Raw genomic sequence first — 25,703 nt, forward strand, 5'->3', positions numbered from 1 at the left:
GGGCGCGACAAGCCCCCACCTGCCCGCAGCCGAACGACTAGCAGCTCTTACGCAAGACCAGCCTCACGGAACGACTCAAGGTTGGGACGAATCGTCGCAGTAAGCCCGGTCCCGGCCACCGCATCCAACGTCTTGAGCCCGTCACCCGTGTTGAGAACGACCGTGGTGAGAGAGGGATCAAGAACCCCGCTCTCAATGAGCTTCCGGGTCACACCGACGGTCACCCCGCCCGCGGTCTCCGCGAAGATCCCCTCCGTCCGCGCGAGCAGCTTGATCGCGTCCACGATCTGCTCATCGGTCACGTCCTCGACCGCCCCACCGGTGCGCCGAGCGATATCGAGAACGTAAGGACCATCCGCCGGGTTGCCGATCGCGAGCGACTTCGCGATCGTGTCCGGCTTCTGCGGCCGTACGACGTCGTGGCCCGCCTTGAACGCGACGGACACCGGCGAGCAGCCCTCGGCCTGCGCACCGAAGATCTTGTACGGCTTGTCCTCGACGAGCCCGAGCTTGATCAGCTCCTGGAGCCCCTTGTCGATCTTCGTGAGCTGCGACCCGGAGGCGATGGGCACGACGAGCTGGTCCGGCAGCCGCCAGCCGAGCTGCTCGCAGATCTCGTACGCCAGCGTCTTGGAGCCCTCGGCGTAGTACGGCCGCAGGTTGACGTTGACGAAGCCCCAGCCCTCGCCGGCCGGGTCGCCGATCAGCTCGGAGCAGAAGCGGTTCACGTCGTCGTAGTTGCCCTGGATACCGACGAGCTCGCCGCCGTAGACCGCGGCCATGACGACCTTGCCCTGCTCCAAGTCGTGCGGGATGAACACGCAGGAGCGGAAGCCGGCGCGGGCGGCGGCGGCGCCGACGGCACCGGCGAGGTTGCCGGTGGAGGAGCAGGAGAGCGTGGTGAAGCCGAAGGCGCGGGCGGCCTCCAGTGCCTGGGCGACGACGCGGTCCTTGAAGGAGTGCGTCGGATTGCCGGAGTCGTCCTTGACGAACAGCTTGCCGGCGTCGACGCCGAGCTCACGCGCGAGGTTGTCGGCCTTGACGAGCTGGGTCCAGCCGGGGTTGATGTTCGGCTTGTCGGCCACGTCGGCCGGGACGGGCAGCAGGGGGGCGTAACGCCAGATGTTCGCCGGGCCGGACTCGATCTTCTTGCGCAGCTCCTCCGTGTCGTACGCGGAGAAGTCGTACGCGATCTCCAGCGGCCCGAAACACTCCTCGCAGGCGAAGACCGGGCCGAGGGGTACTTGGTGACCGCACTCGCGGCAGCTCAGGGCCGCGGCGGAACCGAGGTCGACGGTGGAGTTCGTGGAGCTTGCAACAGTCTGCACAGCCATGTGAGGCGAGGCCCTTTCTCCTCATCTTCCTCACGACGCATCTCGCCGTGAGACGGATTTGGCACCTTCCCTAGCCGGGAGCCTCGCGGTGCGAATCGCCACGTGCGTCACGCGCCTGTGGCAGTGATCGCTACGAGACCGGCTGGAGGGTTGCCGGGGCTTCATCGGGCCGTATCCCTCTGCCCCTCTGGATGAGCGGTATTTGGTTGTATACGCAAACGACCCTCGACATGCGATGGTCATCAGCGTTGTCCAAGACTGTAACCGAAGGCCACGACAGTTGAGGGAGCCGTCCGAACCGCGAGACGCATCACACCGCTCACACCGCAGAGGAGCCGCGCACTGTGCTGAACGAAGTCGAGCGCTGGCTGAGCACCCGCTCCTGGTCCGTGACCGACCGCCCGCTCCACAAGATCATGGCCGCGAAACGGGCCACCGGCCAGACGGTCAGTGTCGTCCTGCCCGCGCTCAACGAGGAGGCGACGGTCGGCGAGATCGTCGCGATCATCCGCCACGACCTCATGCAACAGGTCCCGCTCGTCGACGAGATCGTGGTCGTCGACTCCGGTTCCACCGATCGAACGTCCCAGGTGGCCGCCGCGGCTGGGGCGAAGGTCGTCCACCGCGACGAGATACTCCCGCGCATCCCGACCGTGCCCGGCAAGGGCGAGGTCCTGTGGCGCTCGCTGCTCGTCACGACCGGCGACATCGTCTGCTTCGTCGACGCGGACCTGAAGGAGTTCTCGTCCGACTTCGTCTCCGGGATCGTCGGCCCCCTGCTCACCGACCCCGGTGTCGACCTCGTCAAGGCGATGTACGACCGCCCCCTCGGCTCTGCCGCCGGCCAGGGCGGCCGGGTGACGGAACTGATGGCGCGCCCCCTGCTGAACATGCACTGGCCGCAGCTCGCCGGTTTCGTCCAGCCACTCGGCGGCGAGTACGCGGCCCGCCGCTCCCTGCTGGAACAGCTCCCGTTCCCCGTCGGCTACGGCGTGGAGTTGGGCATGCTCGTCGACGCCCTGCACCTGGTCGGCCTCGACGCCCTCGCCCAGGTCGACGTCGGCGTCCGCAAACACCGCCACCAGGACGGCCAGGCCCTCGGCCGTATGTCCGCGGCCATTTACCGCACCGCCCAACTGAGGCTGGCCCGCGGCCACCTCATCCGTCCGGTGCTGACCCAGTTCGAACGAGGCGAGCAGGGCTTCGAGCCCCGCACGCACTCGGTGGACATGGAGGAGAGGCCGCCGATGGTGGAGATCGCGGAGTACATGAAACGAAGGGCCGCGTGATGAAGGGGGCCGAGCTGTGAAGTGACGGCTGCGGGTGGTTTGTGGTTGCTCGCGCAGTTCCCCGGCGCGCCTGAAAGACACGGCCCTGCGGGCCGACAAGCACGGGGCGCAGCCCCTGCTTTTCAGGGGCGCGGGGCTGTATCGATATGCGGCTCCGCCGCGGGGCGCGACAAGCCCCACCTGCCCGCACCCGCCAACGCACAGGCACCCCTCACCCCGCTGGGCACCGGCATCCAGCCCAACCCGTACGTTTGCCCACCGAACCCCTTGGCTAGGTTGAGCCCTATGGCATCAACGCAAGGTGCACAGATCCTCGTCGCCTCCAACCGCGGCCCCGTCTCGTACACCCTGGACGTGGCAACCGGCGAAATCACAGCGAAGCGCGGTGGTGGCGGCCTCGTGTCGGGCCTTTCCGCGATCGACCCGGACGCCGGCGCGGTATGGGTCTGCTCGGCCCTCGGCGCCGGCGACCGAGAGGCCGTACGGCGAGGCATCGGCGAGCCCGGCGTACGGATGCTGGACATCCCCGCCGACGTGCACCACGACGCGTACAACGGCGTCGCCAACTCCACGCTGTGGTTCGTGCACCACATGCTGTACCAGACCCCGCTGGAACCGTCCTTCGGTGCCGAGTTCCGCGCGCAGTGGGCGGCGTACGAGTCGTACAACCACTCCTTCGCCGAGGCGCTGGCGGAGGAGGCGGCGGACGGCGCGGCGGTGCTCATCCAGGACTACCACTTGGTCCTCGCGCCCCGGATGCTGCGCGAGCTCCGCCCCGACTTGCGGATCGGCCACTTCTCGCACACCCCGTGGGCGCCGGTGGACTACTTCCGGCTGCTCCCCGACGACATCGCCGCGCAGGTGCTGAGCGGGATCCTCGGCGCCGACCGGGCCGCGTTCCTCACCCGGCGCTGGGCGGACGCGTTCACCGAGTGCTGTCACGCCGTGCTGGGCCCCGGGATCCCGTCCGGCACCAGGATCGGCGTACACGGACTCGGCGCCGACGCGGACTTCCTGCGCGCCCGCGCCCACGAGGCGGACGTCGACGCACGCATGGTCGCGCTGCGGGAGCAGATCGGGACGGCCCCGGACGGCACCCCACGCCGCACGATCGTCCGCGTCGACCGCACGGAACTCTCCAAGAACATCGTGCGGGGCCTGCTGGCGTACCGGCAGCTCCTCGACGACCAGCCCTCCTGGCGCGAGCGCGTCGTGCACGTCGCCTTCGCCTACCCGTCCCGGCAGGACCTCGCCGTGTACCGGGAGTACACGGCCGAGGTCCAGCGGGTCGCGCACGAGATCAACGAGCGGTACGGGACGCCGGGTTGGACCCCGGTCGTCCTGCACGTCAAGGACGACTTCGCACGGTCCCTGGCGGCGTACCGGCTGGCCGACGTGGCCCTCGTCAACCCCATCCGGGACGGTATGAACCTCGTCGCCAAGGAGATGCCGGTCGTCTCCGACGAGGGGTGCGTGCTGGTGCTGTCGCGGGAGGCGGGGGCGTACGAGGAGTTGGGCGACGACGCGATCGTGGTGAACCCGTATGACGTGAGCGGCACCGCGGCCGCGCTGCACCAGGCGCTGTCCATGCCGGCGGACGAACGGGCCGAACGCACGAAGCGGCTGGCCGCCGCGGGGACCGCGTTGCCGCCGACCCGGTGGTTCTTGGATCAGCTTCGTGGGTTGGAGAGTGCCTGATAGCTCGGGGGAGCTGTTCGTCGGCGGGTGCGGGTGAGTTGTGGTCGCTCGCGCAGTTCCCCGCGCCCCTGAAAAGCAGGGGCTGCGCCCCGTGCTTTTCGGCCCGCAGGGGCCGTGTCTTTCAGGGGCGCGGGGAACTGCGCGACCAGCCCCCACGCACCAGCGCCCACGCACCAGCCCTCACGCGCCCGCACCCGCCGAACCACCCTCTAGAGGCACTCGGCGATTGATACCAGCAAGGCCACCACGCCCTGTGGGCCGTCCACCACCACGTCCGCTCGCTCCGAGAGTTCTGTCACCTCCGTGCTGCCGCTGCAGACCAGCAGACCCGGTGTGCCCTCCGTACGCAGCTTTTCCAGCGTCGCGAAGGCGGGGAGGTCGCCGAGGTCGTCGCCGGCGTAGAGGACGGACTCGGCGGAGACTTCCCGGAGGTAGTCGCGGAGGGCTACGCCCTTGTCCATGCCCGGTGGGCGGAGTTCCAGGACCAAGCGGCCCGGCTCGACGATCAGGCCATGGCGGGTGGCCAGCTCTCCGAGAGGTGCGCGCAGCGCTTCGAACATGGCCTGAGGGTCGTCGGCCCGCCGTGTGTGGACGGCGACGGCCCTTCCCTTGTCCTCGATCCACGCCCCCATCCCGGCCATCCCGGCCATTCCGGCCATTCCGGCGAGGAGGCCGGGCAGTTCATCCCGTACCGCCGTCACCCCCGGGTGCGGGGGCGGAGCGCTGACCGTGCCCGTGGCGGCGTCCCAGCGTTCGGCGCCGTAGTGGCCGAGGACGGTGAGGTGCTCCAGGCCGGGGACGCCGGCGAAGCCGCCGTAGCGGACGGCGACATCGGCCGGACGGCCGGTGATGACGGCGACGGAGGCCACCTTCGGGGCGAGCGCCGCCAGTGCGGCGACCGCGTCGGGGTGGGCGCGGGCCTGCTCGGGGTCGGGCACGATCGGCGCGAGGGTGCCGTCGAAGTCGAGCGCGATCACCGCCCGGCCGGGGTGACGGAGCATCGCGTCCAGCGCGTCACGCCCGGCGGGGGTCACGGGTGTCGGCAAGGTGACGGGGGAATCCTGTTCGCTGCCCATGACTCGACCTTATCCGCGCGTCACCGGCCGGCACCTCCCCACATCACGCCACCCCACGTCACCGCTCCGCTCTGCGCGCCTCCCGCACCCTGCGCAGCCGGTTCACGGTCACCGGGTCATGGGCGAGGGCGCGCTCGTCGTCGAGGAGGGCGTTGAGCAGCTGGTAGTAGCGCACCGGGGCCAGGCCCAGCCGCTCCCGTATCGCGCGCTCCTTGGCGCCGGGGCCGGGCCAGCCCTGGCGCTCCAGCGCGAGGATGGCCTGTTCACGCGCGTCGAGCTCCGCCATCTCCTCCATGCCCGAAACCGTAACGGAGCCCACTGACAACGCCGCCGCTGTCTACGATCCCGACCGCTGGTCCGCCGTGGAAGCCGTCTGCTGGAGTTGTTCCAGTACCGCCCGGGGCTTCGCGTTCGGGTCGACCGCGCGGCCGATGCGCTGCTTGACGGCGGCGCTGACGGTGGCCCAGGAGGTCTTGCCGGCGGGGTAGAACTCGGCGGTGGGGAGTTCGTCGAGGAAGGGGGCGAGGTCGGCGTCGTCCTGGTCGGCGGCCATGGTCGCGGAGGCGGAGGAGGTCACGGGCAGCAGGTCGTACTCGCGGGCGAAGGCGAGGACGTTCTTGTCGCTGTAGACGTAGTCGAGGAAGTGGCCGATCTCCTCGCGGTTGCCGTTCTGCTTGAAGGCCATCATCCAGTCGGTGACGCCCATGGTGGCGCGGGCCCGGCCGTCGACGCCCGGCATGGCGGCCGTGCCGTAGTCGACACCCTGGTCGGCGGCGATGCGCGTCAGGCTGGGGTGGCCGTTGAGCATGCCGACCTCGCCGCGGGCGAAGGCGGCGAAGGCGTCGGCGCGGTTGAGCTTGGCGGGGGCGGTGGACCCGGTGAGGCCCTTGGCGACGAGTTCGTCCTGGAGCCAGGTGAAGGTCCGGACGCTCTCCTCTGAGTCCAGTTGATACGTGCCAACGTTGTCGACGTAGCCGGTCCCGCCGCTGACCAGCCACTGCATGGCCTCGGCCTGCGCCTCCTCCGGGCCGAGCGGCAGGGCGTACGGGATCTTCACCCCGGCCTTGTTCAGAGCCTCGGCGTCGGCCGCCAGCTCCTTCCAGTCGCGCGGGGCGCTCTTGATGCCCGCCTCCGCGAAAAGCTCCTTGTTGTAGAAGAGCACGCGCGTAGAAGCCGCGAACGGCATCCCGTACGGGATCCGCCGTACCTTGCCGGCGTCGGCGAGCTGGGAGAGGAAGTTGGCCTGGACGGGTATGGAGAGCAGGTCGTCGACCTCGTAGAGCTTGTCGGCGTCGGCGTAGTCGGCGTAGGTGCCGATCTGCGCCATGTCGGGTGCCTCGCCCGCGTCGACCATCTTCTTGACCTCACGGTCGACGTCGTTCCAGGAGAGGACGGTGACGTCGACCGTGACGCCCGGGTTGTCCTTTTCGTATGCCTCGACGAGTGCGTCCCAGTACTTCTCGGAGCTGTTGTCCTTGGAGTCGCCGTAGTCGGCGGCGACCAGCTTCAGGGTGACTCCCGGGCCGTTCGTCTCGGTGGCGCCGCAGCCCGCAAGCGTCGCCATCAGCCCTAACGCGGACAGCGCGGACAGCGCCACCCTCCGGTTGGTCGTTAAGCCGGTCTTGGCCTGCTGACCAGCCCTGGTCCGCTGACCGGTCTTCGTCCGCCGACCGGTCTTCGTCCGCTGACCGGTCTTCGTCCGCTGACCCTGACGCTGACCCTGCCACTCTCGCACTGGTACTGCCCCAAACTGTTGTACGACCCCGCACGCAGCAGCCTGACGACAGGCCGGCGTCCAAGCCCGTTAATCTCTCAACTTCTCGAACTTCTCCATAAGGTCTACACCATAAGGTCTACACCACGTGAGTGGACTAGACCTCTTGCGGGTGTACGGGCCACACTGTCCCTCGTGAGACATGTCATCGCCCTCGATGTGGGCGGCACCGGGATGAAAGCCGCGCTGGTCGGGGCAGACGGCGAGCTGCTGTACCAGGCGCGCCTCGCTACCGGGCGCGAACGCGGTCCGGACGCCGTCGTCGCGTCCATCCTCGACTTCGCCGCCGAGCTGCGCGCCCACGGCGAGCGGCACTTCGGCGAGCCCGCGGCGGCCGCCGGTGTCGCCGTCCCCGGCATAGTCGACGCCGAGCGGGGCACGGCCGTCTACGCGGCCAACCTCGGCTGGCGCGATGTCCCGCTGCGCGCCCTCCTCACCGAGCGCCTCGACGGAATCCCCGTCGCCCTCGGCCACGACGTCCGCACCGGCGGGCTTGCCGAAGGGCGCGTGGGCGCGGGCCGGGGCGCGGACCGCTACCTCTTCGTGGCGCTCGGCACCGGGATCGCCGGCGCGATCGGCGTCGACGGCCGGGTGGAGGCGGGGGCGCACGGTTTCGCGGGCGAGATCGGCCATATCGTCGTGCGCCCTGGGGGCACCCCCTGCCCCTGCGGCCAGCGCGGCTGCCTGGAACGGTTCGCCTCCGCGGCGGCGGTGAGCCAGGCCTGGGCCGAGGTCTCGGGCGACCCGGAGGCGGACGCGGCGGACTGCGCCAAGGCCGTGGAGTCCGGCGACCCCTTGGCGGAGGCGGTCTGGCGCCGCGCGGTGGACGCCCTCGCCGACGGCCTGATCACCGCCCTCACCCTCCTGGACCCTCGCACCCTGATCATCGGCGGCGGTCTGGCGGAAGCGGGCAACACCTTGTTCACCCCTCTACGGGCAGCCGTAGAACACCGAGTGACCTTCCAGAAGATCCCGACCATCGTCCCGGCCACCCTCGGCGACACAGCGGGCTGCCGCGGCGCCGGCCTCCTGGCCTGGGATCTCCTCTCCCCCACGGACCCTTCGGAGGCAACCCCCTGATGCCAACCCACCAGGATCTTTCCGACGCCGGTCCGGGCGGCATGCCCAAGAGGGCCGCACTCTCCGCCGCCGGTCCCGGCAGCATGCCCAAAGGGGCGCGGGGCAGTGTCGAATCTGCGGCTACCGCCGCGTGGGCACGACAAGCCCCCACCCACCCGCAGCCGCCACTCAACGCCCCCTACGTCCTCGAGGGCGCCACCGTCGTCCTCCCCACCGGCCCTGTGCAAAACGGCCGAGTGATCATCGACGGCACCCAAATCACCACCACCGCCCCAGAGAACGCCCCCACCATCGACGTACGAAACCACTGGCTACTGCCAGGATTCGTCGACATCCACAACCACGGTGGCGGCGGAGCCTCCTTCACCTCGGGCACGGTCGAAGACGTACTCAAGGGCATCCACACCCACAGAACACACGGCACCACCACCCTCGTCGCCTCCACCGTCACCGGCGACATGGACGGCCTCGTCCAACGCGCCGGCCTCCTCTCCGAGCTGGCCGAACAGGGCGACGTGGCCGGTATCCACTTCGAGGGCCCGTTCATCTCCCCGTGCCGCAAGGGCGCCCACTCCGAGGAACTCCTCCGCGACCCGGACCCGGCGGACGTCCGCAGACTGATCGACGCGGCGCGCGGCCGGGCCGCGATGGTGACGCTCGCCACCGAACTCCCGGGCGGCCTCGACTCCGTACGCCTCCTCGCCGAGCACGGCGTCATCGCGGCGATCGGCCACACGGACGCGACGTACGAGCAGACGGTTCAGGCCATCGACGCGGGCGCGACCGTTGCGACGCACCTGTTCAACGCGATGCCCCCGCTGGGCCACAGGGAGCCGGGCCCCATCGCGGCCCTCCTCGAAGACGAACGCATCACGGTGGAGCTGATCAACGACGGCACCCATCTGCACCCGGCCTCGCTCCAGCTGGCGTTCCGTCACGCGGGCGCCGACCGGGTGGCGTTCATCACGGACGCCATGGACGCGGCGGGCTTCGGCGACGGCCGCTACTGGCTCGGCCCGCTGGAGGCCGAGGTCGCGGACGGCGTGGCCCGCCTGGTGGAGAGCGGCACGATCGCCGGCTCGACCCTGACCCTGGACCGCGCCTTCAAACGGGCGGTCACCCTCGACCACCTGCCCGTCAAGGATGTCGTCGCCGCCCTCTCCGCCAACCCGGCGAAGCTGCTGGGCATGTACGACAGGGTGGGCTCCCTGGAACCCGGCAAGGACGCGGACCTCGTACTCCTCGACGCGGACTTCGACGTGAAGGGCGTCATGAGGAAGGGCGAGTGGGTGGTGGATCCCCAACTGAACTGATCCGTCAGTTGTTGATGTGTCGTTTGATGTGTCGTTTGAAGTGCGGCGGTTGTCCTGGTGGGCTGGGCCGACCGTCGCACTTTTGGCATGATCGTGCCTCCGCAACCGTGCCCGACAGGCGCATTCTGAAGACTCGACATACTCGGCGACATCGATGGGGGTAGGCCGAGGTGATCCTCACGGTCACACTGAACACCGCTCTCGACATCACCCACCGCGTACGCGACCTCAGGCCCCACACCACCCACCGTGTGACCGAGGTGACCGAACGGCCCGGCGGCAAGGGCCTGAACGTGGCCCGGGTGCTGGCGGCCCTCGGCCACGAGGTGACGGTCACGGGGTTCGTCGGGGGCGCGACGGGACGGTCCCTGCAGGAGCAACTGGCACGCATACCGGGCGTGGTGGACGCACTGGTGCCCATCGGAGGTTCAACCCGCCGGACGATCGCCGTGGTCGACGCCACCGGTGACACAACTCAACTCAACGAGCCCGGCCCACTCATCGCCCCCGCCGAGTGGCTGGCCTTCCAGGAGGCGTACGAGCACCTGCTGCGCTCCGCCTCGGCGGTGGCCCTGTGCGGCAGCCTGCCGCCGGGGATACCGGTGGGCGCGTACGCGATCCTGATCCGCACGGCACGCACCCTGGCCGTGCCGGTCCTCCTGGACACCAGCGGCGAACCCCTGCGCCGGGGACTGGCCGCTCGCCCCGACATCGTGAAGCCGAGCGCCGAAGAACTGGCCGAACTCACCGGCTCCCACGAGCCGTCCCGCGCCACCCGCGACGCCCGCCGCCGCGGCGCCCAGTCGGTCGTCGCGTCCCTCGGCCCTGACGGCCTCCTCGCCCACACCCCCGAAGGCCACTGGCGCGCCACCCCACCCCACCACTTCCACGGCAACCCCACCGGCGCCGGCGACTCAGCGGTAGCAGGCCTCCTCTCGGCCCTGGTGCAACACCTACCGTGGCCGACCCGCCTCACCCACGCGGTCGCCCTGTCGGCGGCGACCGTGGTGACCCCGGCAGCAGGCGAGTTCGACCACGAGGTGTACGAGCAGCTGCTGGGTCAGGTGGCGGTGACGGGGGAGGTCACGGCGGCGTAGAGCGATCTCAGCCCTCGACCCAGCCCTTGACCAACCACAGTTGGTCGAGGTTGGCATCGCACTGGTTTCCCTGCTCACACGAGATCTTGATCTCGTTCGTACCCTTGTTGAGCTGGATGTAGTTGTAGGTCTCGGTCCAGCCCTTCTCGTAGTCGCCTTCCTTGGCGTTCGCCCAGTTCTTCATGTCGATGGGGTTGGTGGAGGCCGTGCCATTGATGGTGAGGGTGGCGGTGGCGTCCTTGCCCGGGACGCCGTATCCCGTGTAGAGCGTGTACTTACCGCTCTTCGGGATGTCCTCCACCTTCCACGTCACCGACGACCCCACCGAGTTGAACCCGGTCACATAGAACCCGCCCTCGGACTTCGCGCCCGCGATGTCCGACGCGGTGGTGGCCGCGCCGCCCAGCAGGAGCGTCTTCGCCTCGGCCTTCGGGAGTTCCGTGTCCTCTTCCGCCGCGGCGGACTTGCTCGGGGTCTGGCTGGGCTCGGTGCTCTGGCCCGTGGTGGGGGTGGGGGCGCCGGCGTTGTTGTCGGTGTTGTCGCCGTCGTCGCCGCTGAGGAGGGCTACGCCGATGCCTATGACCACGGCGGCCACGACGGCGATCGCGCCGATCAGCAGGCCCTTGGTGTTGGGGCCACGGCCTCGGCCGCCGCCTCCGCTCCCGCCGTTGGCGCCGCCGTACGGCTGCTGACGCGTCGTCTGGGCGCCGCCGGGGAAGGGCTCCGGGGGCTGGCCGTAGGCGCCCTGCTGCGGGACCTGGCCGTACGCCGCGGTGGGCGCCTGGGGGGCCTGCGGAGTCTGCTGGGTCTGCCCGTACTGGCGCTCACCGACCGGCCGCACCCGGTTGACCGCGTTCGGGTAGCCGTAGCTTCCCGTGGGCGGCTGGGCCCCTCGGGCCTGGCCGTCGGCGTACAGGTAGCCGAACGGGTCCTCGTCCTCGGGCGTGCTCGCGCCGTTGTTGCCGGGCGTCATCCCTAGGTCTCCTCAGCGGTGCGGTACATGCCAGTACAGGTGGGCGGTCTTGCATAGGGGTGTAGAAGAGCGAGCCTACCCGCTCGCGCTGGTCCAAACGGGTGACTCAGACCTCATCATCCCGCCAATGAACCGCTCACCTGGCTTTATCCACGCGCTATCCGGCCCGGCGGTGCTGTTTGGGACGAGATCGTTTCTCCACGTACATCCGCTCGTCAGCTGATTTCAAGACCTCGTCCGCCGTCATGCCGCAATGTGCCCATCCGATGCCGAAGCTGGCGCCGACGCGCATCGCGCGGCCGTCGACCCGGATCGGCTGGATGATCTCGTTGCGCAAGCGTACGGCGAGGTCCTGGGCGTCGGCGCGGCCGAGCCCGTCGGCGAGGACGACGAACTCGTCACCGCCGAGGCGGGCCACCGTATCGCCGTCGCGCACGCCCCGGCTGAGCCGCCGGGCCACCTCGATGAGGACGGCGTCGCCCGCGTTGTGCCCGAACCGGTCGTTGATCGACTTGAAGCCGTCGAGGTCGCAGAAGAGCACCGCGAGCCCCTTGGTGCCGTCGTCCCGCTCGTCCTCGGGCGCGACGGTGTGCACGTGGTGGTCGAAGGCGTCGAACGGCCCGCCGCCCGCGTGGAAGTCGAAGGCGTGCCCGCCCGCCTCGTACTCGTCGAAGGAGGGGTGCGGCTGCTGCGCCGGGTTCCCGCCGGATCCACCGGATCCACCGGATCCACCAGGTCCGACGTACTCGCCGTATTCGCCGTACTCACCGAACTCGCCGTACTGCGCCGAGGCCGCGTCCTGTCCGAAGCCCGGGTCCGTCGAGTCGGCGCCGGCGCCGGCGAGGACGGCCTGGGGGCGCTGGCAGAGGCGGGCGGAGAGGCGGGAGCGCAGCTCCGCGGAGTTCGGCAGGCCGGTGAGGGCGTCGTGGGAGGCGCGGTGGGCGAGCTGGAGCTCGCGGCGCTTGCGCTCCTCGATGTCCTCGACGTGGGTGAGCAGGAAGCGAGGTCCGTCGGCGGCGTCGGCCACGACCGAGTTGCGGAGGCTGACCCAGACGTACGTCCCGTCGCGGCGCCCGAGGCGCAGCTCGGCGCGGCCGCCCTCGGCGGAGGTCCGCAGCAGGGTGCCTATGTCCTCGGGGTGGACGAGATCGGAGAAGGCGTAGCGCCGCATGGCGGAGGCGGGGCGGCCGAGGAGGCGGCACAGCGCGTCGTTGGTCCGCAGGATCCGGCCGTGCTGATCGCCGCCCATCTCGGCGATGGCCATACCGGAGGGGGCGTACTCGAAGGCCTGCCGGAAGGATTCCTCGCTGACCCGCAGCGCCTGCTGCTCCCTTTCGAGTCTGACCAGTGCGCGCTGCATATTGGCACGTAGACGCGCGTTGCTGATCGCGATGGCGGCCTGGAAGGCGTACATCTGGAGCGCTTCACGACCCCATGCGCCCGGTCGCCGCCCGTTGCGCGGCCGGTCCACGGAGATCACGCCGAGCAGCTCGCCGCAGGAGGAGCCTGCGGGGCCCGGGGTGTACAGCGGCGCGAAGAGCCGGTCGGAGGGGTGCCACTCGTCCTCGAAGCGGGGCGCCGGGCCGTCGGTGTACCACTGCGGTACGTCGTCCTCGTCGAGCACCCAGCCCTCGGTGTGCGGTATGAACCGCAGGTCGCCCCACGCCTCACCCATGTTCAACCGGCGGTCCCAGGAGGCGCGCGAGCCGACGCGGCCGGTGATCAGGGCCTCGGCGGCGGAGTTTCCGGCGAGGGCGGCCACGACCAGATCGCCGTCGGGGCGGACGAGGTTCACGCACGCGAGCTCGTAGCCGAGGCCGTTGACCACACCGTCGGCGACGGTCTGCAACGTGTCGGCCAGGCTGCGTGCGGTGTTCATGTCCGCCATCACCTGGTGCAGCTGCCGCAGCGTGGTCAGACGGACGTAAGGCTCCGACTCGGTTTCCATTCGCCCTCCCCCCGAGATCTCGTGGCAGCTGGCGCAATCGCTGTAACCTACGTAACTCGCAGGCTTACTACGCTTACAGTTCCCGCTTACAGCTTGCAGCGTCCCCGCCACTGAATCACAGCGCGGAGCCCACTCGGTACACAGGGTCAACAAAATATGGCCCCTGTGACTCAAGTCACAGCAGAACATGAGCAATTGAGTGGAGTTTATGCGTTTCCCTGGTGCACTTCCTGAACAGAATTCAGAACTCTGTGTGGGGGCTGCGGACCGGGGTAGACGAGGGTGTCGGACGCCGCCGGCGGATGCCCGGGATGCCTGCCTAGGCCGGAGGTCCGGGTGGACCTGGGGCCCTGGTCCGATGCGGGGGCGGGGTGGCCGGGGCTAGCGTTCCAGCGTGCCGAAGACTCCATCCATAGCCCCATCCACAGCCCTATCCACAGTCCCATCCACAGCCCCATCCGTAGCCCCATCCACAGCCCCATCCGCGGTCCCCTCCAGGCATGCTGAAGGGGTGAGCGAAGACGAGTTCCGGGCGGCCATGTCACGGCTGGCCTCGGGGGTGGTCCTGGTGACCGCGTACGAGGCGCCACTGGATCCCGAGGGGCCGTGCGGCGAGGACGTGGGCATGACGGCCACGTCCTTCATGTCCGTGTCCCTCGACCCGCCCCTCGTGATGGTCAGCCTCCGCGAGGGCTCCCGTATGGACGACCTCCTCACCGAGCAGCCCCTCTGGGCCGTCTCCCTCCTCTCCGAGAACCAGCGCACCATCGCCGGCCGCTTCGCCATGAAGGGCCGCGTCAGCGACCGCCTGCTGTTCGCGGACATCCCGTACGTCCGCGGCGAGGCCACCGGCGCCCCCCTGATCAGCGGCGCCCTCGCCACCCTCGAATGCCGCACCGAGCAACGCGTGACCGCCGGCGACCACACTCTCGTCATCGGCAGGGTGCTGAACGCGTCGGTGCCGGGTGCGGACGGGGGGCCGTTGGCCTACTTCCGGGGGCGGTACCGACAGTTGGGGTGAGGGCGACTTGTGGCCGTAGGCACGCACCAATTGGCAGATTCGTCTCGGCGTCGGGCTCTGAAACGAGCCGTATCGGGGTGCTTCGAGGCGTATCGCTGAGACTGAGCTGCCAATTACCGAGCCTCTGTGGCCCTCAAGCGTCCAGCAGCGCCACGTCGAGCGCGGCCAACCGGTCCTCCTCGGCCACCGCGTCGATCGCCGCGATCCGCCCCTCCGCGACCGCGAACGACAGCACCCGCTCGACCCGCCCGTCCCGGACGACGACAAGCCCGGCCGCCCCGTTGACGAGCGCCCGCCGGACGAACCGCCCGAGGTGGGCGTACATCGCGGCCTGCGAGGCGACCGCCGTCGCGCCCCGGGTCACCCCGGCGGCGGACCGCGCCACCACGTCCGGCGCCAGTACGGCCACCAGCGCCTCGAAGTCCCCGTCCCGCGCGGCCCCGAGGAACGCCTCGACGACCTCCCACTGCCGCTCGACGTCGGCCTCGACCACCGGCGCACCGCCCCGCACCCGCCGCCGCGCACGGCTGGCGAGCTGCCGCGCGGCAGCAGGCGTACGGCCCACAAGGGGCGCGATGTCGTCGAACGGGACGCCGAAGAGGTCGTGCAGCACGAAGGCGAGCCGCTCGGCGGGCCCCAGGGTCTCCAGTACGACGAGGAGGGCGAGCCCGACGGAATCGGCCAGCAACGCCTCCTGCTCGGGGTCGACCCCGCTGACAGGACTGACGACGGGCTCGGGCATCCGCAGCCCGCCGTCACCCGAGCCCGCACCCGAACCATCCGGCCCGGCCAGCGGTTCCTCGGCACGCGACCGCCGGGACCGCAGCATGTCGAGGCAGACCCGCCCGACGACGGTGGTGAGCCAGCCGGCGAGGTTGTCGATGTCACTCGCGTCCGCCCGGCTCAGTTTCAGCCACACCTCCTGCACGGCGTCGTCCGCCTCCGCGAGCGACCCGAGCATGCGGTAGGCGACGGCCCGCAGACGGGGCCGGTGCGACTCGAACCGCCGAGCGAGAAATTCACTGTCGCTCACGTCGCTCGCCGTACCGCTCGCCGTACCGATCGCCGTACCGATCGCCGTACCGATCGCCGTACCGATCGCCGTGCCGCTCGCCGCGCCGCTCGCCGCGCCGCTCATCCGGTCGCTCGTCCGGTCACTCATGGGTGGCCGCCCCTCGTCGTCATGCTCCGTCGTCACTCTCTACGGACCTGACGGATCACACCGCACCGATGTGACAGAGCGTGGAGCGCCCTTTCTCTCAACCCCAGTCGCGCCCCGACCGACCCCGCTTGGTGTCGGACTGCTGCTTCTTCTCCCGCAGCCGCCGCTCGTTGATCCCCCTCGGGATGCGGGTCGGCCGGCGCGGCTTGGGCGGCGGGGCCGTGGCCTCGGCGAGAAGGGCGGCGAGACGTACGGCGGCGGTCTCCCGGTTTCGCCATTGCGAACGGTGCTCGGAGGCCCGCACACTGACGACCCCGTCGACGAGCCGCGAGGCGAGCCGCTCCAGCGCCCGCCGCTTCCACACCTCGGGAAGCGCCTCGGTGTTCGCCAGGTCGAACCGCAGCTCGACCTGCGAGTCACTGGTGTTGACGTGCTGCCCACCGGGACCGGAGGACCGGGAGAAACGCCACATGAGCTCGGCCTCGGGAAGCGAGACGGAGCCACGGATGACGTAGGGACCGGACATGCCCCCATGGTCGCGCGGCTGTCCGGTCCACGTCACGTGTTTTTCGCCCTGCTGGTGAAGACCCGGCTGCTAAAGACCCGGCTGGTAAAGAAAGTAAAAACCGCTGGAACCTCTGGCGCCCCTCCCGACGTTCATAGGGGTACAGGTAGCTTCGTCCCCGGCACGAAGCCCGTAAGGCACGTACGCAACGAGGGAAGGACTCCCAACCATGGCTGTAAGCCTGTCCAAGGGTGGCAACGTCTCGCTCACCAAGGAGGCTCCGGGCCTGACCGCCGTCACCGTGGGCCTCGGCTGGGACGTCCGCACCACCACCGGCACGGACTTCGACCTCGACGCCTCCGCGATCGCGGTCAACACGCAGGGCAAGGTCTACTCGGACGGCCACTTCGTCTTCTTCAACAACAAGCAGACCCCGGACCAGACCATCGTCCACACCGGTGACAACCGCACGGGTGAGGGCGCGGGCGACGACGAGGCGATCAACGTCAACCTGGCGGGCCTCCCCGCCGACGTCGACAAGATCGTCTTCCCGGTCTCCATCTACGACGCCGAGAACCGCTCGCAGAACTTCGGCCAGGTCCGCAACGCCTACATCCGCATCATCAACCAGGCCGGCGGCGCCGAGATCGCCCGCTACGACCTCTCCGAGGACGCCGCCACCGAGACCGCCATGGTCTTCGGCGAGCTCTACCGCAACGGCGCCGAGTGGAAGTTCCGCGCGGTCGGCCAGGGCTACGCCTCCGGCCTCGTCGGCATCGCCCAGGACTTCGGCGTCAACGTCTGACAGCCTCAGTTCCACTGAAGGCCCCGGCGCGGTACCCACCACCGCGCCGGGGCCTTCGTCCGTGGCTCGGCGTCCGTGGCTCGGCGCCCGTGGCTCGGCGCCCGTGGCTCGGCGCCCGTGGTTCAGCGCCCGTGGCTCAGCGCCCGTGGCTCAGCGCCCGTGGTTCAGCGCCCGTGGCTCAGCGCAGGGTTCGGACGAACACGTCGCCGATCAGATTCGTGTCCTCGGGTACGTGGCCGGGGTAGTAGGAGTCGAACACGACCGTCGACTCGTCCGCGCTCAGCGCCGCCCGCCCCGCGGTGAGCGGTCCGCCGTCCGGTCCCGGTGACAGCAGCTCCTCCTGGCCGGTGCGCAGATCCCGCAGGATCAGCCCCAGCGACGTACGGTTCGCGTCCGCCGTGTTCAGGAGCAGCTTCGAGCCGTTCCACGACAGGTCCGACACCAGGGTGAGATCGGTGGGCGCGTGGCCGTCGTACCGCCGGAGCTCGCCCGTGCGCAGGTCGCGGACGAAGGCGTTCCAGGAGGTGTTGGGGTCCTCGCCGGGGACCAGGTTGGTGGCCAGCGAGTTGAAGCCGACCTTGGAGCCGTCGGCGCTCAGCACCGGACCGACCGCCGCCGTGTCGGCCGGCGCGCCGTCATGGGTGGCGTCGGCGTGTACGGTCCGCCCGCTCACCCGGTCGTACACCAGGATGTCGCCCTGGTCGCCGGTGGCCGGCCCGGAGTAGCCCTCCAGATAGGCGACCTTGCGGCCGTTGGCGCTCATTGAGATCTGCGTGCACCGGTGGAAGTTCTTCGAGCCGTCCGAGGGCCGGCTGACCCGCCGGACCCGCTGCGTCCAGCGGTCCAGCAGCATGACCCGGCAGGCGAACGCGCCGTTCGGGTCGACGGTGGGCCGGGCGACGAAGGCCACGTACCGTCCGTTCGCGCTGATCGGGGCGGTGCCGTACGAGACCTGGTAGCCCTCGTCCATCGCGGGGGCCAGGCGCTCGACGCTCCCGGTGTGCAGGTCCATGACATGCTTGGAGCTCTTCTGGGTCGTCGCCGAGAACGAGGTGAAGGTCAGGTACCGCCCCGACTCGGACAGCTGGGGCGTCGACGTCGTCTCCCCCGGCACCACCACGCGCTGCAGCGGCGCGCCGGGCGCCGTCCGGTAGAAGACGCTGTCGCGCACCTCCGTACCGGGTACGAGGTTGGTCGCCGACGAAATGAAGGCCACGACGCGCCCGTCCGCGCTGACCACCGGTTCCCCCGAGTGCCCGTTACCACCGGTGCCGTCGGGAGCCACGCTGATCCGCTCGGTGCGCGGAGCCTGTACAGGTGGCGTTCGGCCGCCACTCGCCGCCTCCGCGGGCCCGGCGAGACAGGTCACGAGGGCCACCAGAACGGCGGCGTTCACGGAGATACGTAAGGAAGGTCTCATCTGTGGTTCCCCCTTCGGGATGCCCGCGATGTAAGCGCGTCACCGGCAAGGGGTCAATGCATGCGCACGCGGTGGATAGCGTGCGGGGCATGTTGTTACTCGAACGTCTCCGCGCCGCGTCCGAGGACAGAACCGTCCCCGGTACCGTCACCGATCCGCTCCTGGCCGAAATCACCGCCCTGTACGCCTCCAACCGCGCCTTCTTCTCCCTCAGCGGTGACTTCCCGGACGCGGACGACATCCGTTCCGAGCAGGTGGGGGCGGCGCTGGCGGTGGAGTTGGCGAACCCGGATGTGGAGGTGGTGCTGGGGCGGGGGCGCGGTGACGGGCGGCTCGTCGGGGTGGCGATCACGCTTGCCCGGCATCCCGATCCGGCCGATCCGGACCCGTGGATCGGGCTGCTGGTCGTGGCTGCGGGTGTGCAACGGCGGGGGCACGGGCGGGAGTTGGTCTCACGCGTCGAGGAGCGGTTCCGGCAGGCCGGCCGTACCGCCGTACGGCTCGCCGTCCTCGACAACAACCCAAGCGGCCTCGCCTTCTGGACGTCCCTCGGCTACGAGGTCATCGCCCGCCGCCCGGATCGGCAACTGGGCCGCCCGTGCTCCGTGTTGCGCAAAACCCTGTGAGGAGACACGGCTTCAGGCCTTCGGCGGCTTCCCGTCCCCGTACAGCCACTCCTTCCAGACAAGGGCCAGGTCCACGTCGGAGGTCGCGCCGGAGCCCGCGTCCGCCCTCGTCTTCCTCTTCCTCGCGAACTTCTCGGCGTACGCGGTGAAGTCGGCCGTGTTCGCGTTGCCGTGGCGGTGGGTGGTGGCCCAGTTCTGGAGGAGGTCGAAGAAGGGGGCGTCGCCGATCGCCTGGCGGATCTTGTGGAGGACCATGGCGCCCCGCTCGTAGACCGGGGGGTCGGAGATGCGGTCGGCGCTCGGCGGGTTCGCGGGCGGGAAGGCCCAGACGGCCTCGCCCGAGGCGGCGTCCGGGTGGTGGCGGCCCTCGTAGACCGCGTCGAAGATCTCCTGGGCCGTGTCGCCGCCGTGATCCTCCTGCCACAGCCACTCGGCGTACGTGGCGAAGCCCTCGTTGAGCCACATGTCCCGCCAGGTCTTCGGGGTGACGGAGTTGCCGTACCACTGGTGGACCAGCTCGTGGACGAGGAGCCTGAGGTCGGGGGCGCCGGGGAAGAAGGGGCGGTTCTGGGTCTCCAGGGCGTACCCGGCGGCACCCGGGCTGTCGACGATCGCGCCGGTGGAGGAGAAGGGGTACGGACCGAATCTGTCCTCCGCCCACTTCATGACCTGGGGGATCCGGTCGAGCACCGCCCGGCTGTCCTTGGCCTGGGCCGGGTCCACGGCGACGTACACCGGCAGTTGCCCCGCCACGGTGCGGCGGATCTCGTACGTGCCGATCGCGACTGTCGCCACATAGCTCGCCATGGGGTCGGTGGAACGCCAGGCGTAGGTGGTACGGCCGTCCTTCACCGACTCGTCCCTCAACTCCCCGTTGGACACGGCGTGCAGGCCCTTGGGGACGGTGACCGTGATGTCGTACGTCGCCTTGTCGGAGGGGTGGTGGTTGCCGGGGAACCAGGTCATCGAGCCGGTCGGTTCGCCGAGTGCGAGCGCGCCGTCCGTCGTCGGCAGCCAGCCCTCCTGGGAGCCGTCCGGGTCGGTGATGATCCGAGGGCTGCCCGAGTATCGGACGGTCGCGCGGAACGTCTTCCCTTTGCCCAGCCCGGCCCTCGGGCGGACGGTCAACTCCTGCCCCGCCCGCTTCCAGCGCGCCGCCTCGCCCTCGACGGTGACCGACTCGACGTCCAGCCCCTTCAGGTCGAGGTTGAACGCGCTGAGGTTCTGCGTGGCTCGGGCGGTGATGACCGCCGTGCCCGTGAGGTGGTGGGCGGGGTCGGAGTTCCGCTCCAGGTCGACGTCGAGGGTGAGGGCGTAGTGGGTGACGTCGTAGCCGCCGTTGCCCGTCTGCGGGAAGTACGGGTCCCGCAGGCCTGCGGCGCCGGGGGTGCCGGTGCCTCTCGGGCTCCGTGCGCCGTCGTCGGTGCACGCCGAGACGGTCAGGGCCAGGGCCAGGGCCAGGGCCAGGGCCAGGCTGAGGGCGACTACGGCGGTGGAGCGAGGCCGCACGGATCGGGACACGCGGGGGATCCTATGGGGACATGACACCATCACGTACGTGCTCGACATCGGCTACGCCCTCTCCAACCGCTTCCCTGATCCCCCGCAGACGGACTACCGCCGGGCGGATGTGTACGCGTTGCGGCACGACCTGTTCTGCGGTGACGTGTATCTCGCCGACACCAAGGCGGACCGGGAGTTGTCCACAGCCTGGGGATGGGTGCCGGTGCTGGACTTCGCGTGGGCGCTGTGCGACATCGTGGAGCGGCTGGACCGGGATCCCGCGGGCTCGCGTGCCGCTCGGCCGCAGCGGGCGGAGCTGGACTTCACCGAGTCGACCGATCGCATGCTCTTCGAGCGGCGTTTCGGGTGGGTGGATGTCGAGGCGGACTGGATGCCGGCGGAGGAGCCGCCGCTGACCTTCTCCCACGCGGAGTTGCGACGCGAGGCCCGGGACTTCTTGCATGACCTGATCGCCGACCTGTGCGATCTGCATGACGACCTCGGGGAGAACCCCGCGATCTGGACCCTCCAGGCCCGCTTTCCCCGGCTGCCCTAGGGTTCCTCGCCCCCGCCGCCCCTACCCGTCCCTCCCCCATCCAGGGGCTGCGCCCCTTCGACCCCCATGTGCGGGCGGGTGGGGGCTTGGCGCGCCCACGCGGCGGAGCCGCGGATGTCACAGCCCCGCGCCCCTGAAGGGGCGCGGGGAACTGCGCGAGCAACCCAGTACAACCCGCACCCGCCATACGACCCGCACCCCCGAGCTCTCAGGCGAAGCGGGGTCGAAGGGGCAGCCGCCCCTGGATGGGGGCACCTCCCGCTCGAGCGAAGCCGAGAGTGGGGGAGGGACGGGTAGGGGCGGCGGGGGCGAAAAACATCCCCCTGGCCCGGCGCCCGTCACCCCTCCACCCGAATCCCCATCTCGCCCGCCAACACCGGCGCCAGATCCATCAGTTGAGCCGCGCTGATCACCGCCCCCGACAACCGGTCCACCCCCCGCGCGATCTCCACCGACACGGCCCCACGCAGGTCGACGTCCGCCAAAGTCACCCCACTCAGATCCGCCCCCTTCAACGCACACCCCACAAACTCCACCCGCTCCAACCTCGCACCCCCGAAGTCCGGCTCAACAAGAACGCATTCCTCGAAGACAACGTCCTTGAGCCGGGCCTCGCGAAGATTGAGGTAGTCGATCTTGCCGCCGCGAACGAGCACCCGCTCCAGCACGGCCCCGTGCAGCTGAACACCACCAAGCCGCGCATCGACGAGCTCCACGTCCCGGAGGGTCGCCTCGGCGAGGTCCGTGCCGACGCCCCGTATGCCGGTGAGGACGGAATCGAGCAGCCGGGCACGGTGCAGCCGGGTCTCGTCCAGCGCACACCCCACCAGCGCGCAGTCCATAAACCGCGCACCCCCACCGTCCTGCCCGCCGAAGTCCGCCTCCCGGAACTCCAACCCGTCGTAGTCCCCGTCCGGCTCCAGACCCCCGTCGCCGTACGCCTCCAGCACCGGCAACCGCACCTCCGGCCGCCGCGCCCCCTTCACCACCGACCTCGCCCTCACCATGCCCCCATCCTGCACCCCACCACTGACAACCCAGCTGACCTGCGCAAACTCCCCCGCAGCCGCCCCCATGTCACATTCCGGCGCCCGGAATCGGTCGTATGCAGAGACCGGCAGACAGACAGCCGACACCGGCCCGAGGGAGCCCCAGCCATGCACCATGCTCGAACGACCCGCCCCCGCCCCACCCACATCACCGTCATCGGCGGCGGCTTCGCCGGCCTCACCGCAGCCGTCACCGCCGCCGAGGCGGGCGCCAAGGTCACCGTGTACGAGGCGCACCACACGCTGGGCGGCCGGGCCCGGACCGCCGAGGGGCCGTACCGGACGAACGAGGGCCCGCACGCGCTGTACAGCGGCGGCCCGCACTGGACCTGGCTCGCGCAGCGCAACCTGATCGCACCACTCGCCCCGCTCCCGGCCCTGGAGGTCGCCCGCCTGCGCCTGCACCACAAGGGCGCCCTCCGCCGCACCCTGCCGTTCGGGATGCTCAAGCTGCTGCGGCGCGGTACGCACCACCGCGCCCCCGTCGACGTCGACTTCCACACCTGGGCCACCGAACAGGCGGGCGAGGAGACCGCCCGCGCCGCCGCCAACTACGCGGCGGTGGCCCTGTTCCACCACGACCCGGGCTCCCTCTCCGCCGCGTTCGTGCAGGAGCGTCTGCGCCGGGCCACAAAGTTGCCCCCGGAGGCGCACTACCCACGCGGCGGCTGGGCGAGCGTCATCGACCGGATGGCGGCCCGCGCCTGGAACCTCGGCGTCCGCATGGAGACCCTCAGCCGGATCGACAGCCTGGACGACCTCCCGGGGACCGCCGGAACCGGAACAGGAACCGGACGCGGAACGGGAACCGGAACCGAAACGGGAACCGGACCCGGAACGAAAACCGGACCCGGAACGAAAACCGGACCCGGAACGGGACCCGGACGCGGACGCGGCCCCGTCATCGTCGCCACCTCCCTCGACGCCGCCCGCCGCCTGCTCCACGACGACTCGCTGACCTGGCCCAGCGGCCGTACCGCGCTCATCGACATCGCCGTACGAACACGCCGCGGAGACGCGTTCGCCATCTCCGACCTGGACGCCCCGGGCTGGATCGAACGCTTCACCGCGCAGGACCGCACCCTCGCCCCGGTCGGCGAGCAGCTGATCCAGGGACAGTTCCCGATCGCGCCGCACGAGTCCCGCGCGGCCGGCGTCGCCCGTGGCGAGCACCTCCTCGACCTGGGCTTCCCCGGCTGGCGCGACCGGGTCACCTGGCGTCGCGAGTCGACCGCGAACGGCCGTACGGGCGCGGTCGACCCGCCCGGCACCAGCTGGCGCGACCGCCCGGCGGTGGACCGCGGCGACGACGTGTACCTCGCCGGCGACCAGGTCGCCGCTCCCGGCGTGCTCGCGGAGGTGTCCTTCAACAGCGCCCTCACGGCCGTCTCACTGGCCCTGGGAAGGCAGTCGAAGAACACCCTTGACCTCAAGCATGCTTGAGGTCGGAGGCTGGGCCCATCGAACGGAAACCCCAGAGCAAGCCCAAAGGGGGAGTCTCCATGCACGCCATCCGTCTGCACGCCTTCGGCCCGGCCGAGAACCTCACGTACGAGAAGGTCGACGACCCCGAGCCCGGCCCCGGCCAGGTGCGTATCGCCGTGGCCGCGGCCGGCGTACATCTGCTGGACACGGCCCTACGGGAAGGTCACCAAGGGCCCGGTCCGACACCGCGGTTGCCCACGATCCCCGGCCGCGAGGTCGCCGGAGTCGTCGAGGCGCTCGGCGAGGGCACCCCGGAGCACTGGCTCGGCAAGCGCGTCACCGCCCACCTCGGCTTCGTACCCGGCGGTTACGCCGAGCTGGCCGTGACGGACGCCGAACGGCTGTACGAGATCCCGGAGAACCTCGACTTCGCGGAGGCCGTCGCGATGGTCGGCACAGGCCGTACGACGATGGGGATCCTGCAGTTCGCCGAGCCCGGCCCCGACGACGTGGTCGTCATCCCGGCCGCGGCCGGCGGTATCGGCACCCTCCTCGTGCAGTACGCCAAGAACGCGGGCGCCACGGTCGTCGGCCTCGCCGGCGGCCCCGAGAAGACGGCCCGGGTCGCCGCGAACGGCGCCGATCTCGCCATCGACTACACGGAACCGGCCTGGCCGGAGCGGGTCGCCGCGTACCGGGGGAAGGTCACGGTCGTCTTCGACGGCGTAGGCGGGACGGCGGCCCGCGAGTCCGTCGCCCTCCTCGCCCCCGGCGGCAAGCACATCGTCTTCGGCTGGTCGGCGGAGGGCATCAAGAACGGGGAGCCGTACCTCGTCGAGGGCGTCTCGGAGTCCGTCCTGGGCGAGGAGATGCTGCGCAGGGCGGGCGGCCCCGACCCCCTCCGCACCCTCGCGCTCCGCGCCCTCACCGAAGCCGCCGCCGGCCGCCTCACCCCGGCCGTCCACCGCTTCCCCCTCACCGAGGCCGCCACCGCCCACCGCGCCCTGGAAACCCGCGGCACGACCGGCAAGGTGGTACTGGAGCCGTGACATCACGCCATGCGCAGCGGCACCCCGCGGCCGCCGAGCGCGATGCGGTCGTCGGCGGTGCGCTGGGCGTACATGTACGCGTGCGCCATGTCCCCGAGCGTCTCCCGCCCCTCCCAGCCGATCGCCTCCCACTGCCCGGCGGTCAACGGCTCGGTGACGATCATCGACGAATTCATCGGCAGCCAGGTCCGCCGCTGCCCCTTGAGGCTCGCCGTGAAGCCCTCGGTACAGCGCAGCACATACGGCGCCCTAACCGTCCCGTACGGCGTGACCGCATGCTTCGCCCGAATCTCAGTGACCGGCGTCCACTCATGGACAGCGACACCCAGGCCCTCGACCACGGCCGCCAGCCCCGTCACCAGCTTCACCGGATTCACCCGCGCCCCGTGCGGCGTCCACGTCGCCCCCACGGCACCGGCGACCCGGATCCGCTCAGCGGTCTCCCGGGCGCCGTACAACTCACGATCGACCTCCCCGTACGACACCTCATGCTCATGAAAAGCCTTGAGCCGAACCAACTGAGCAGGCGTGTACGCGACTTCAAGCACCCCACCCCGATGAATACCGGCGTCGATCCCCTCCACCCCCGCTACCCGCACAACCTCATCAACGGTGTCGTTCATCGCCCGCTGAAGCCGCACGGCGGCCTCATGCCCATGCAGCCGCGCATAGCGATCACGCCCCGCGACCCCGTTGTAGAGCCACCCCCCGTTACGCCCGGAAGCCCCGTACCCGCAGAACTTCTGCTCCAGCACGACGATCCGCAGAAACGGCGCCGCCTTCTTGAGGTAGTAAGCCGTCCACAGCCCCGTGTACCCCCCACCGACAATCACCACATCAGCGGACGCGTCCCCGGCCAACGGCTCCCTCGGCACGGGAAGACCGGCCTGCGCGTACCAGAAGGAGATCCCACCGTTGACGGTCGCGTCCATGCTGCTCATGCCCCGGACGCTAACCCGCGCCGAAAATCAGAGGAAACCCGGGCACACGCGAACGCGCG

Annotated in this window: 22 protein-coding genes, 1 pseudogene and 1 riboswitch; of the genes and pseudogenes, 11 read left to right on the plus strand and 12 right to left on the minus strand. The window is 70.4% G+C overall.

Translation table 11 applies throughout. The features are described 5' to 3' along the window. Positions 1–47 precede the first annotated feature (47 nt). On the minus strand, positions 48–1,334 hold the full coding sequence (gene thrC / locus CES90_RS10650; RefSeq protein WP_189784605.1) for a threonine synthase: 1,287 nt from the start codon (positions 1,332–1,334) through the stop codon (positions 48–50). 18 nt (positions 1,335–1,352) lie between these two features. Further along, positions 1,353–1,532, minus strand: a riboswitch (SAM riboswitch). A gap of 146 nt (positions 1,533–1,678) precedes the next feature. On the opposite strand from thrC, the gene CES90_RS10655 reads away from it, so the two are divergent. Together CES90_RS10655 and CES90_RS10660 are read left to right on the plus strand one after the other, a co-directional pair. Then, on the plus strand, positions 1,679–2,623 hold the full coding sequence (locus tag CES90_RS10655) for a glucosyl-3-phosphoglycerate synthase (protein WP_189784604.1): 945 nt from the start codon (positions 1,679–1,681) through the stop codon (positions 2,621–2,623). Between the two features lie 285 nt (positions 2,624–2,908). Next, on the plus strand, positions 2,909–4,321 hold the full coding sequence (locus tag CES90_RS10660) for an alpha,alpha-trehalose-phosphate synthase (UDP-forming) (RefSeq protein ID WP_189784603.1): 1,413 nt from the start codon (positions 2,909–2,911) through the stop codon (positions 4,319–4,321). Between the two features lie 209 nt (positions 4,322–4,530). On the opposite strand, the gene otsB is transcribed toward CES90_RS10660, so the two are convergent. From otsB to CES90_RS10675, 3 genes are read right to left on the minus strand one after another with little or no spacing between them, the layout of a single operon-like run. Then, positions 4,531–5,397, minus strand: a complete 867-nt coding sequence (gene otsB / locus CES90_RS10665) for a trehalose-phosphatase (RefSeq protein ID WP_189784602.1) — start codon at positions 5,395–5,397, stop codon at positions 4,531–4,533. Between the two features lie 58 nt (positions 5,398–5,455). Continuing rightward, on the minus strand, positions 5,456–5,683 hold the full coding sequence (locus CES90_RS10670) for a DUF3263 domain-containing protein (RefSeq protein ID WP_189784627.1): 228 nt from the start codon (positions 5,681–5,683) through the stop codon (positions 5,456–5,458). A gap of 51 nt (positions 5,684–5,734) precedes the next feature. Beyond that, entirely contained in the window at positions 5,735–6,961 is a 1,227-nt protein-coding gene (locus CES90_RS10675) for an extracellular solute-binding protein (RefSeq protein ID WP_189784626.1), read from the minus strand. A 345-nt stretch (positions 6,962–7,306) separates the two neighbouring features. On the opposite strand from CES90_RS10675, the gene CES90_RS10680 reads away from it, so the two are divergent. The 3 genes from CES90_RS10680 to CES90_RS10690 all read left to right on the plus strand — a co-directional run bounded on the left by CES90_RS10680 (position 7,307) and on the right by CES90_RS10690 (position 10,661). Then, positions 7,307–8,251: an ROK family protein gene (locus CES90_RS10680; protein WP_189784601.1), complete on the plus strand. Its 945-nt coding sequence runs from the start codon at positions 7,307–7,309 to the stop codon at positions 8,249–8,251. A gap of 83 nt (positions 8,252–8,334) precedes the next feature. Further along, positions 8,335–9,564, plus strand: coding sequence for an N-acetylglucosamine-6-phosphate deacetylase (nagA, locus tag CES90_RS10685; protein ID WP_189784625.1), 1,230 nt, complete (start codon positions 8,335–8,337; stop codon positions 9,562–9,564). A gap of 170 nt (positions 9,565–9,734) precedes the next feature. Beyond that, positions 9,735–10,661: a 1-phosphofructokinase gene (locus CES90_RS10690; RefSeq protein ID WP_189784600.1), complete on the plus strand. Its 927-nt coding sequence runs from the start codon at positions 9,735–9,737 to the stop codon at positions 10,659–10,661. A gap of 7 nt (positions 10,662–10,668) precedes the next feature. Here CES90_RS10690 and CES90_RS10695 read toward each other — a convergent pair whose 3' ends face one another. Then, complete coding sequence (locus CES90_RS10695; RefSeq protein WP_189784599.1) at positions 10,669–11,634, minus strand: CBM35 domain-containing protein; 966 nt, start codon at positions 11,632–11,634, stop codon at positions 10,669–10,671. Positions 11,635–11,791: 157 nt separating this feature from the next. Continuing rightward, positions 11,792–13,582: a diguanylate cyclase CdgB gene (gene cdgB, locus CES90_RS10700; RefSeq protein ID WP_189784598.1), complete on the minus strand. Its 1,791-nt coding sequence runs from the start codon at positions 13,580–13,582 to the stop codon at positions 11,792–11,794. A gap of 538 nt (positions 13,583–14,120) precedes the next feature. Here cdgB and CES90_RS10705 point away from each other — a divergent pair. Continuing rightward, on the plus strand, positions 14,121–14,603 hold the full coding sequence (locus CES90_RS10705) for a flavin reductase family protein (protein ID WP_189784624.1): 483 nt from the start codon (positions 14,121–14,123) through the stop codon (positions 14,601–14,603). A 133-nt stretch (positions 14,604–14,736) separates the two neighbouring features. Here the strand turns inward: CES90_RS10705 and CES90_RS10710 are convergent, their stop codons facing one another. Further along, positions 14,737–15,636 (minus strand): sigma-70 family RNA polymerase sigma factor, encoded by a 900-nt coding sequence (locus CES90_RS10710; RefSeq protein WP_189784623.1) that lies wholly within the window; start codon positions 15,634–15,636, stop codon positions 14,737–14,739. A gap of 226 nt (positions 15,637–15,862) precedes the next feature. After that, positions 15,863–16,291: an alternative ribosome rescue aminoacyl-tRNA hydrolase ArfB gene (gene arfB, locus CES90_RS10715; RefSeq protein ID WP_189784597.1), complete on the minus strand. Its 429-nt coding sequence runs from the start codon at positions 16,289–16,291 to the stop codon at positions 15,863–15,865. 208 nt (positions 16,292–16,499) lie between these two features. Here arfB and CES90_RS10720 point away from each other — a divergent pair, with 208 nt between their 5' ends. Then, entirely contained in the window at positions 16,500–17,075 is a 576-nt protein-coding gene (locus CES90_RS10720) for a TerD family protein (RefSeq protein ID WP_054235130.1), read from the plus strand. Between the two features lie 178 nt (positions 17,076–17,253). Here the strand turns inward: CES90_RS10720 and CES90_RS10725 are convergent, their stop codons facing one another. Further along, positions 17,254–18,495 (minus strand): TolB-like translocation protein, encoded by a 1,242-nt coding sequence (locus tag CES90_RS10725; protein ID WP_189784596.1) that lies wholly within the window; start codon positions 18,493–18,495, stop codon positions 17,254–17,256. Positions 18,496–18,584: 89 nt separating this feature from the next. Between CES90_RS10725 and CES90_RS10730 the strand changes: the two genes are divergently transcribed. Next, complete coding sequence (locus CES90_RS10730) at positions 18,585–19,121, plus strand: GNAT family N-acetyltransferase (RefSeq protein ID WP_189784595.1); 537 nt, start codon at positions 18,585–18,587, stop codon at positions 19,119–19,121. A gap of 12 nt (positions 19,122–19,133) precedes the next feature. Here the strand turns inward: CES90_RS10730 and CES90_RS10735 are convergent, their stop codons facing one another. After that, positions 19,134–20,672, minus strand: coding sequence for a M1 family metallopeptidase (locus CES90_RS10735; RefSeq protein ID WP_189784622.1), 1,539 nt, complete (start codon positions 20,670–20,672; stop codon positions 19,134–19,136). A 7-nt stretch (positions 20,673–20,679) separates the two neighbouring features. On the opposite strand from CES90_RS10735, the gene CES90_RS10740 reads away from it, so the two are divergent. Beyond that, entirely contained in the window at positions 20,680–21,180 is a 501-nt protein-coding gene (locus tag CES90_RS10740; protein WP_189784594.1) for a hypothetical protein, read from the plus strand. Between the two features lie 338 nt (positions 21,181–21,518). On the opposite strand, the gene CES90_RS10745 is transcribed toward CES90_RS10740, so the two are convergent. Next, on the minus strand, positions 21,519–22,187 hold the full coding sequence (locus CES90_RS10745; protein ID WP_229914000.1) for a pentapeptide repeat-containing protein: 669 nt from the start codon (positions 22,185–22,187) through the stop codon (positions 21,519–21,521). Positions 22,188–22,337: 150 nt separating this feature from the next. On the opposite strand from CES90_RS10745, the gene CES90_RS10750 reads away from it, so the two are divergent. Then, positions 22,338–23,672, plus strand: a complete 1,335-nt coding sequence (locus CES90_RS10750; RefSeq protein WP_189784592.1) for an FAD-dependent oxidoreductase — start codon at positions 22,338–22,340, stop codon at positions 23,670–23,672. Positions 23,673–23,731: 59 nt separating this feature from the next. Continuing rightward, positions 23,732–24,703, plus strand: coding sequence for a zinc-binding dehydrogenase (locus CES90_RS10755; protein ID WP_189784591.1), 972 nt, complete (start codon positions 23,732–23,734; stop codon positions 24,701–24,703). An 11-nt stretch (positions 24,704–24,714) separates the two neighbouring features. Here CES90_RS10755 and CES90_RS10760 read toward each other — a convergent pair. Beyond that, positions 24,715–25,644 (minus strand): annotated as a pseudogene (locus tag CES90_RS10760) (NAD(P)/FAD-dependent oxidoreductase); the annotation flags it as partial. Between the last annotated feature and the right edge of the window lie 59 nt (positions 25,645–25,703).

The organism is Streptomyces capitiformicae (assembly GCF_002214185.1).
In the GTDB taxonomy this organism is placed as follows: Bacteria; Actinomycetota; Actinomycetes; order Streptomycetales; family Streptomycetaceae; genus Streptomyces; species Streptomyces capitiformicae.

Coding starts and splice junctions, on each gene's coding strand:
- CES90_RS10725 (WP_189784596.1), bottom strand. CDS start 18,495: ATGAGACCTTCCTTACGTATCTCCGTGAACGCCGCCGTTCTGGTGGCC.
- CES90_RS10745 (WP_229914000.1), bottom strand. CDS start 22,187: ATGGTGAGGGCGAGGTCGGTGGTGAAGGGGGCGCGGCGGCCGGAGGTG.
- CES90_RS10730 (WP_189784595.1), top strand. CDS start 18,585: ATGTTGTTACTCGAACGTCTCCGCGCCGCGTCCGAGGACAGAACCGTC.
- cdgB (WP_189784598.1), bottom strand. CDS start 13,582: ATGGAAACCGAGTCGGAGCCTTACGTCCGTCTGACCACGCTGCGGCAG.
- CES90_RS10705 (WP_189784624.1), top strand. CDS start 14,121: ATGTCACGGCTGGCCTCGGGGGTGGTCCTGGTGACCGCGTACGAGGCG.
- CES90_RS10670 (WP_189784627.1), bottom strand. CDS start 5,683: ATGGCGGAGCTCGACGCGCGTGAACAGGCCATCCTCGCGCTGGAGCGC.
- CES90_RS10675 (WP_189784626.1), bottom strand. CDS start 6,961: ATGGCGACGCTTGCGGGCTGCGGCGCCACCGAGACGAACGGCCCGGGA.
- CES90_RS10735 (WP_189784622.1), bottom strand. CDS start 20,672: ATGGTGTCATGTCCCCATAGGATCCCCCGCGTGTCCCGATCCGTGCGG.
- otsB (WP_189784602.1), bottom strand. CDS start 5,397: ATGGGCAGCGAACAGGATTCCCCCGTCACCTTGCCGACACCCGTGACC.
- CES90_RS10695 (WP_189784599.1), bottom strand. CDS start 11,634: ATGACGCCCGGCAACAACGGCGCGAGCACGCCCGAGGACGAGGACCCG.
- CES90_RS10660 (WP_189784603.1), top strand. CDS start 2,909: ATGGCATCAACGCAAGGTGCACAGATCCTCGTCGCCTCCAACCGCGGC.
- arfB (WP_189784597.1), bottom strand. CDS start 16,291: ATGTCCGGTCCCTACGTCATCCGTGGCTCCGTCTCGCTTCCCGAGGCC.
- CES90_RS10750 (WP_189784592.1), top strand. CDS start 22,338: ATGCACCATGCTCGAACGACCCGCCCCCGCCCCACCCACATCACCGTC.
- nagA (WP_189784625.1), top strand. CDS start 8,335: ATGCCCAAAGGGGCGCGGGGCAGTGTCGAATCTGCGGCTACCGCCGCG.
- CES90_RS10755 (WP_189784591.1), top strand. CDS start 23,732: ATGCACGCCATCCGTCTGCACGCCTTCGGCCCGGCCGAGAACCTCACG.
- CES90_RS10720 (WP_054235130.1), top strand. CDS start 16,500: ATGGCTGTAAGCCTGTCCAAGGGTGGCAACGTCTCGCTCACCAAGGAG.
- thrC (WP_189784605.1), bottom strand. CDS start 1,334: ATGGCTGTGCAGACTGTTGCAAGCTCCACGAACTCCACCGTCGACCTC.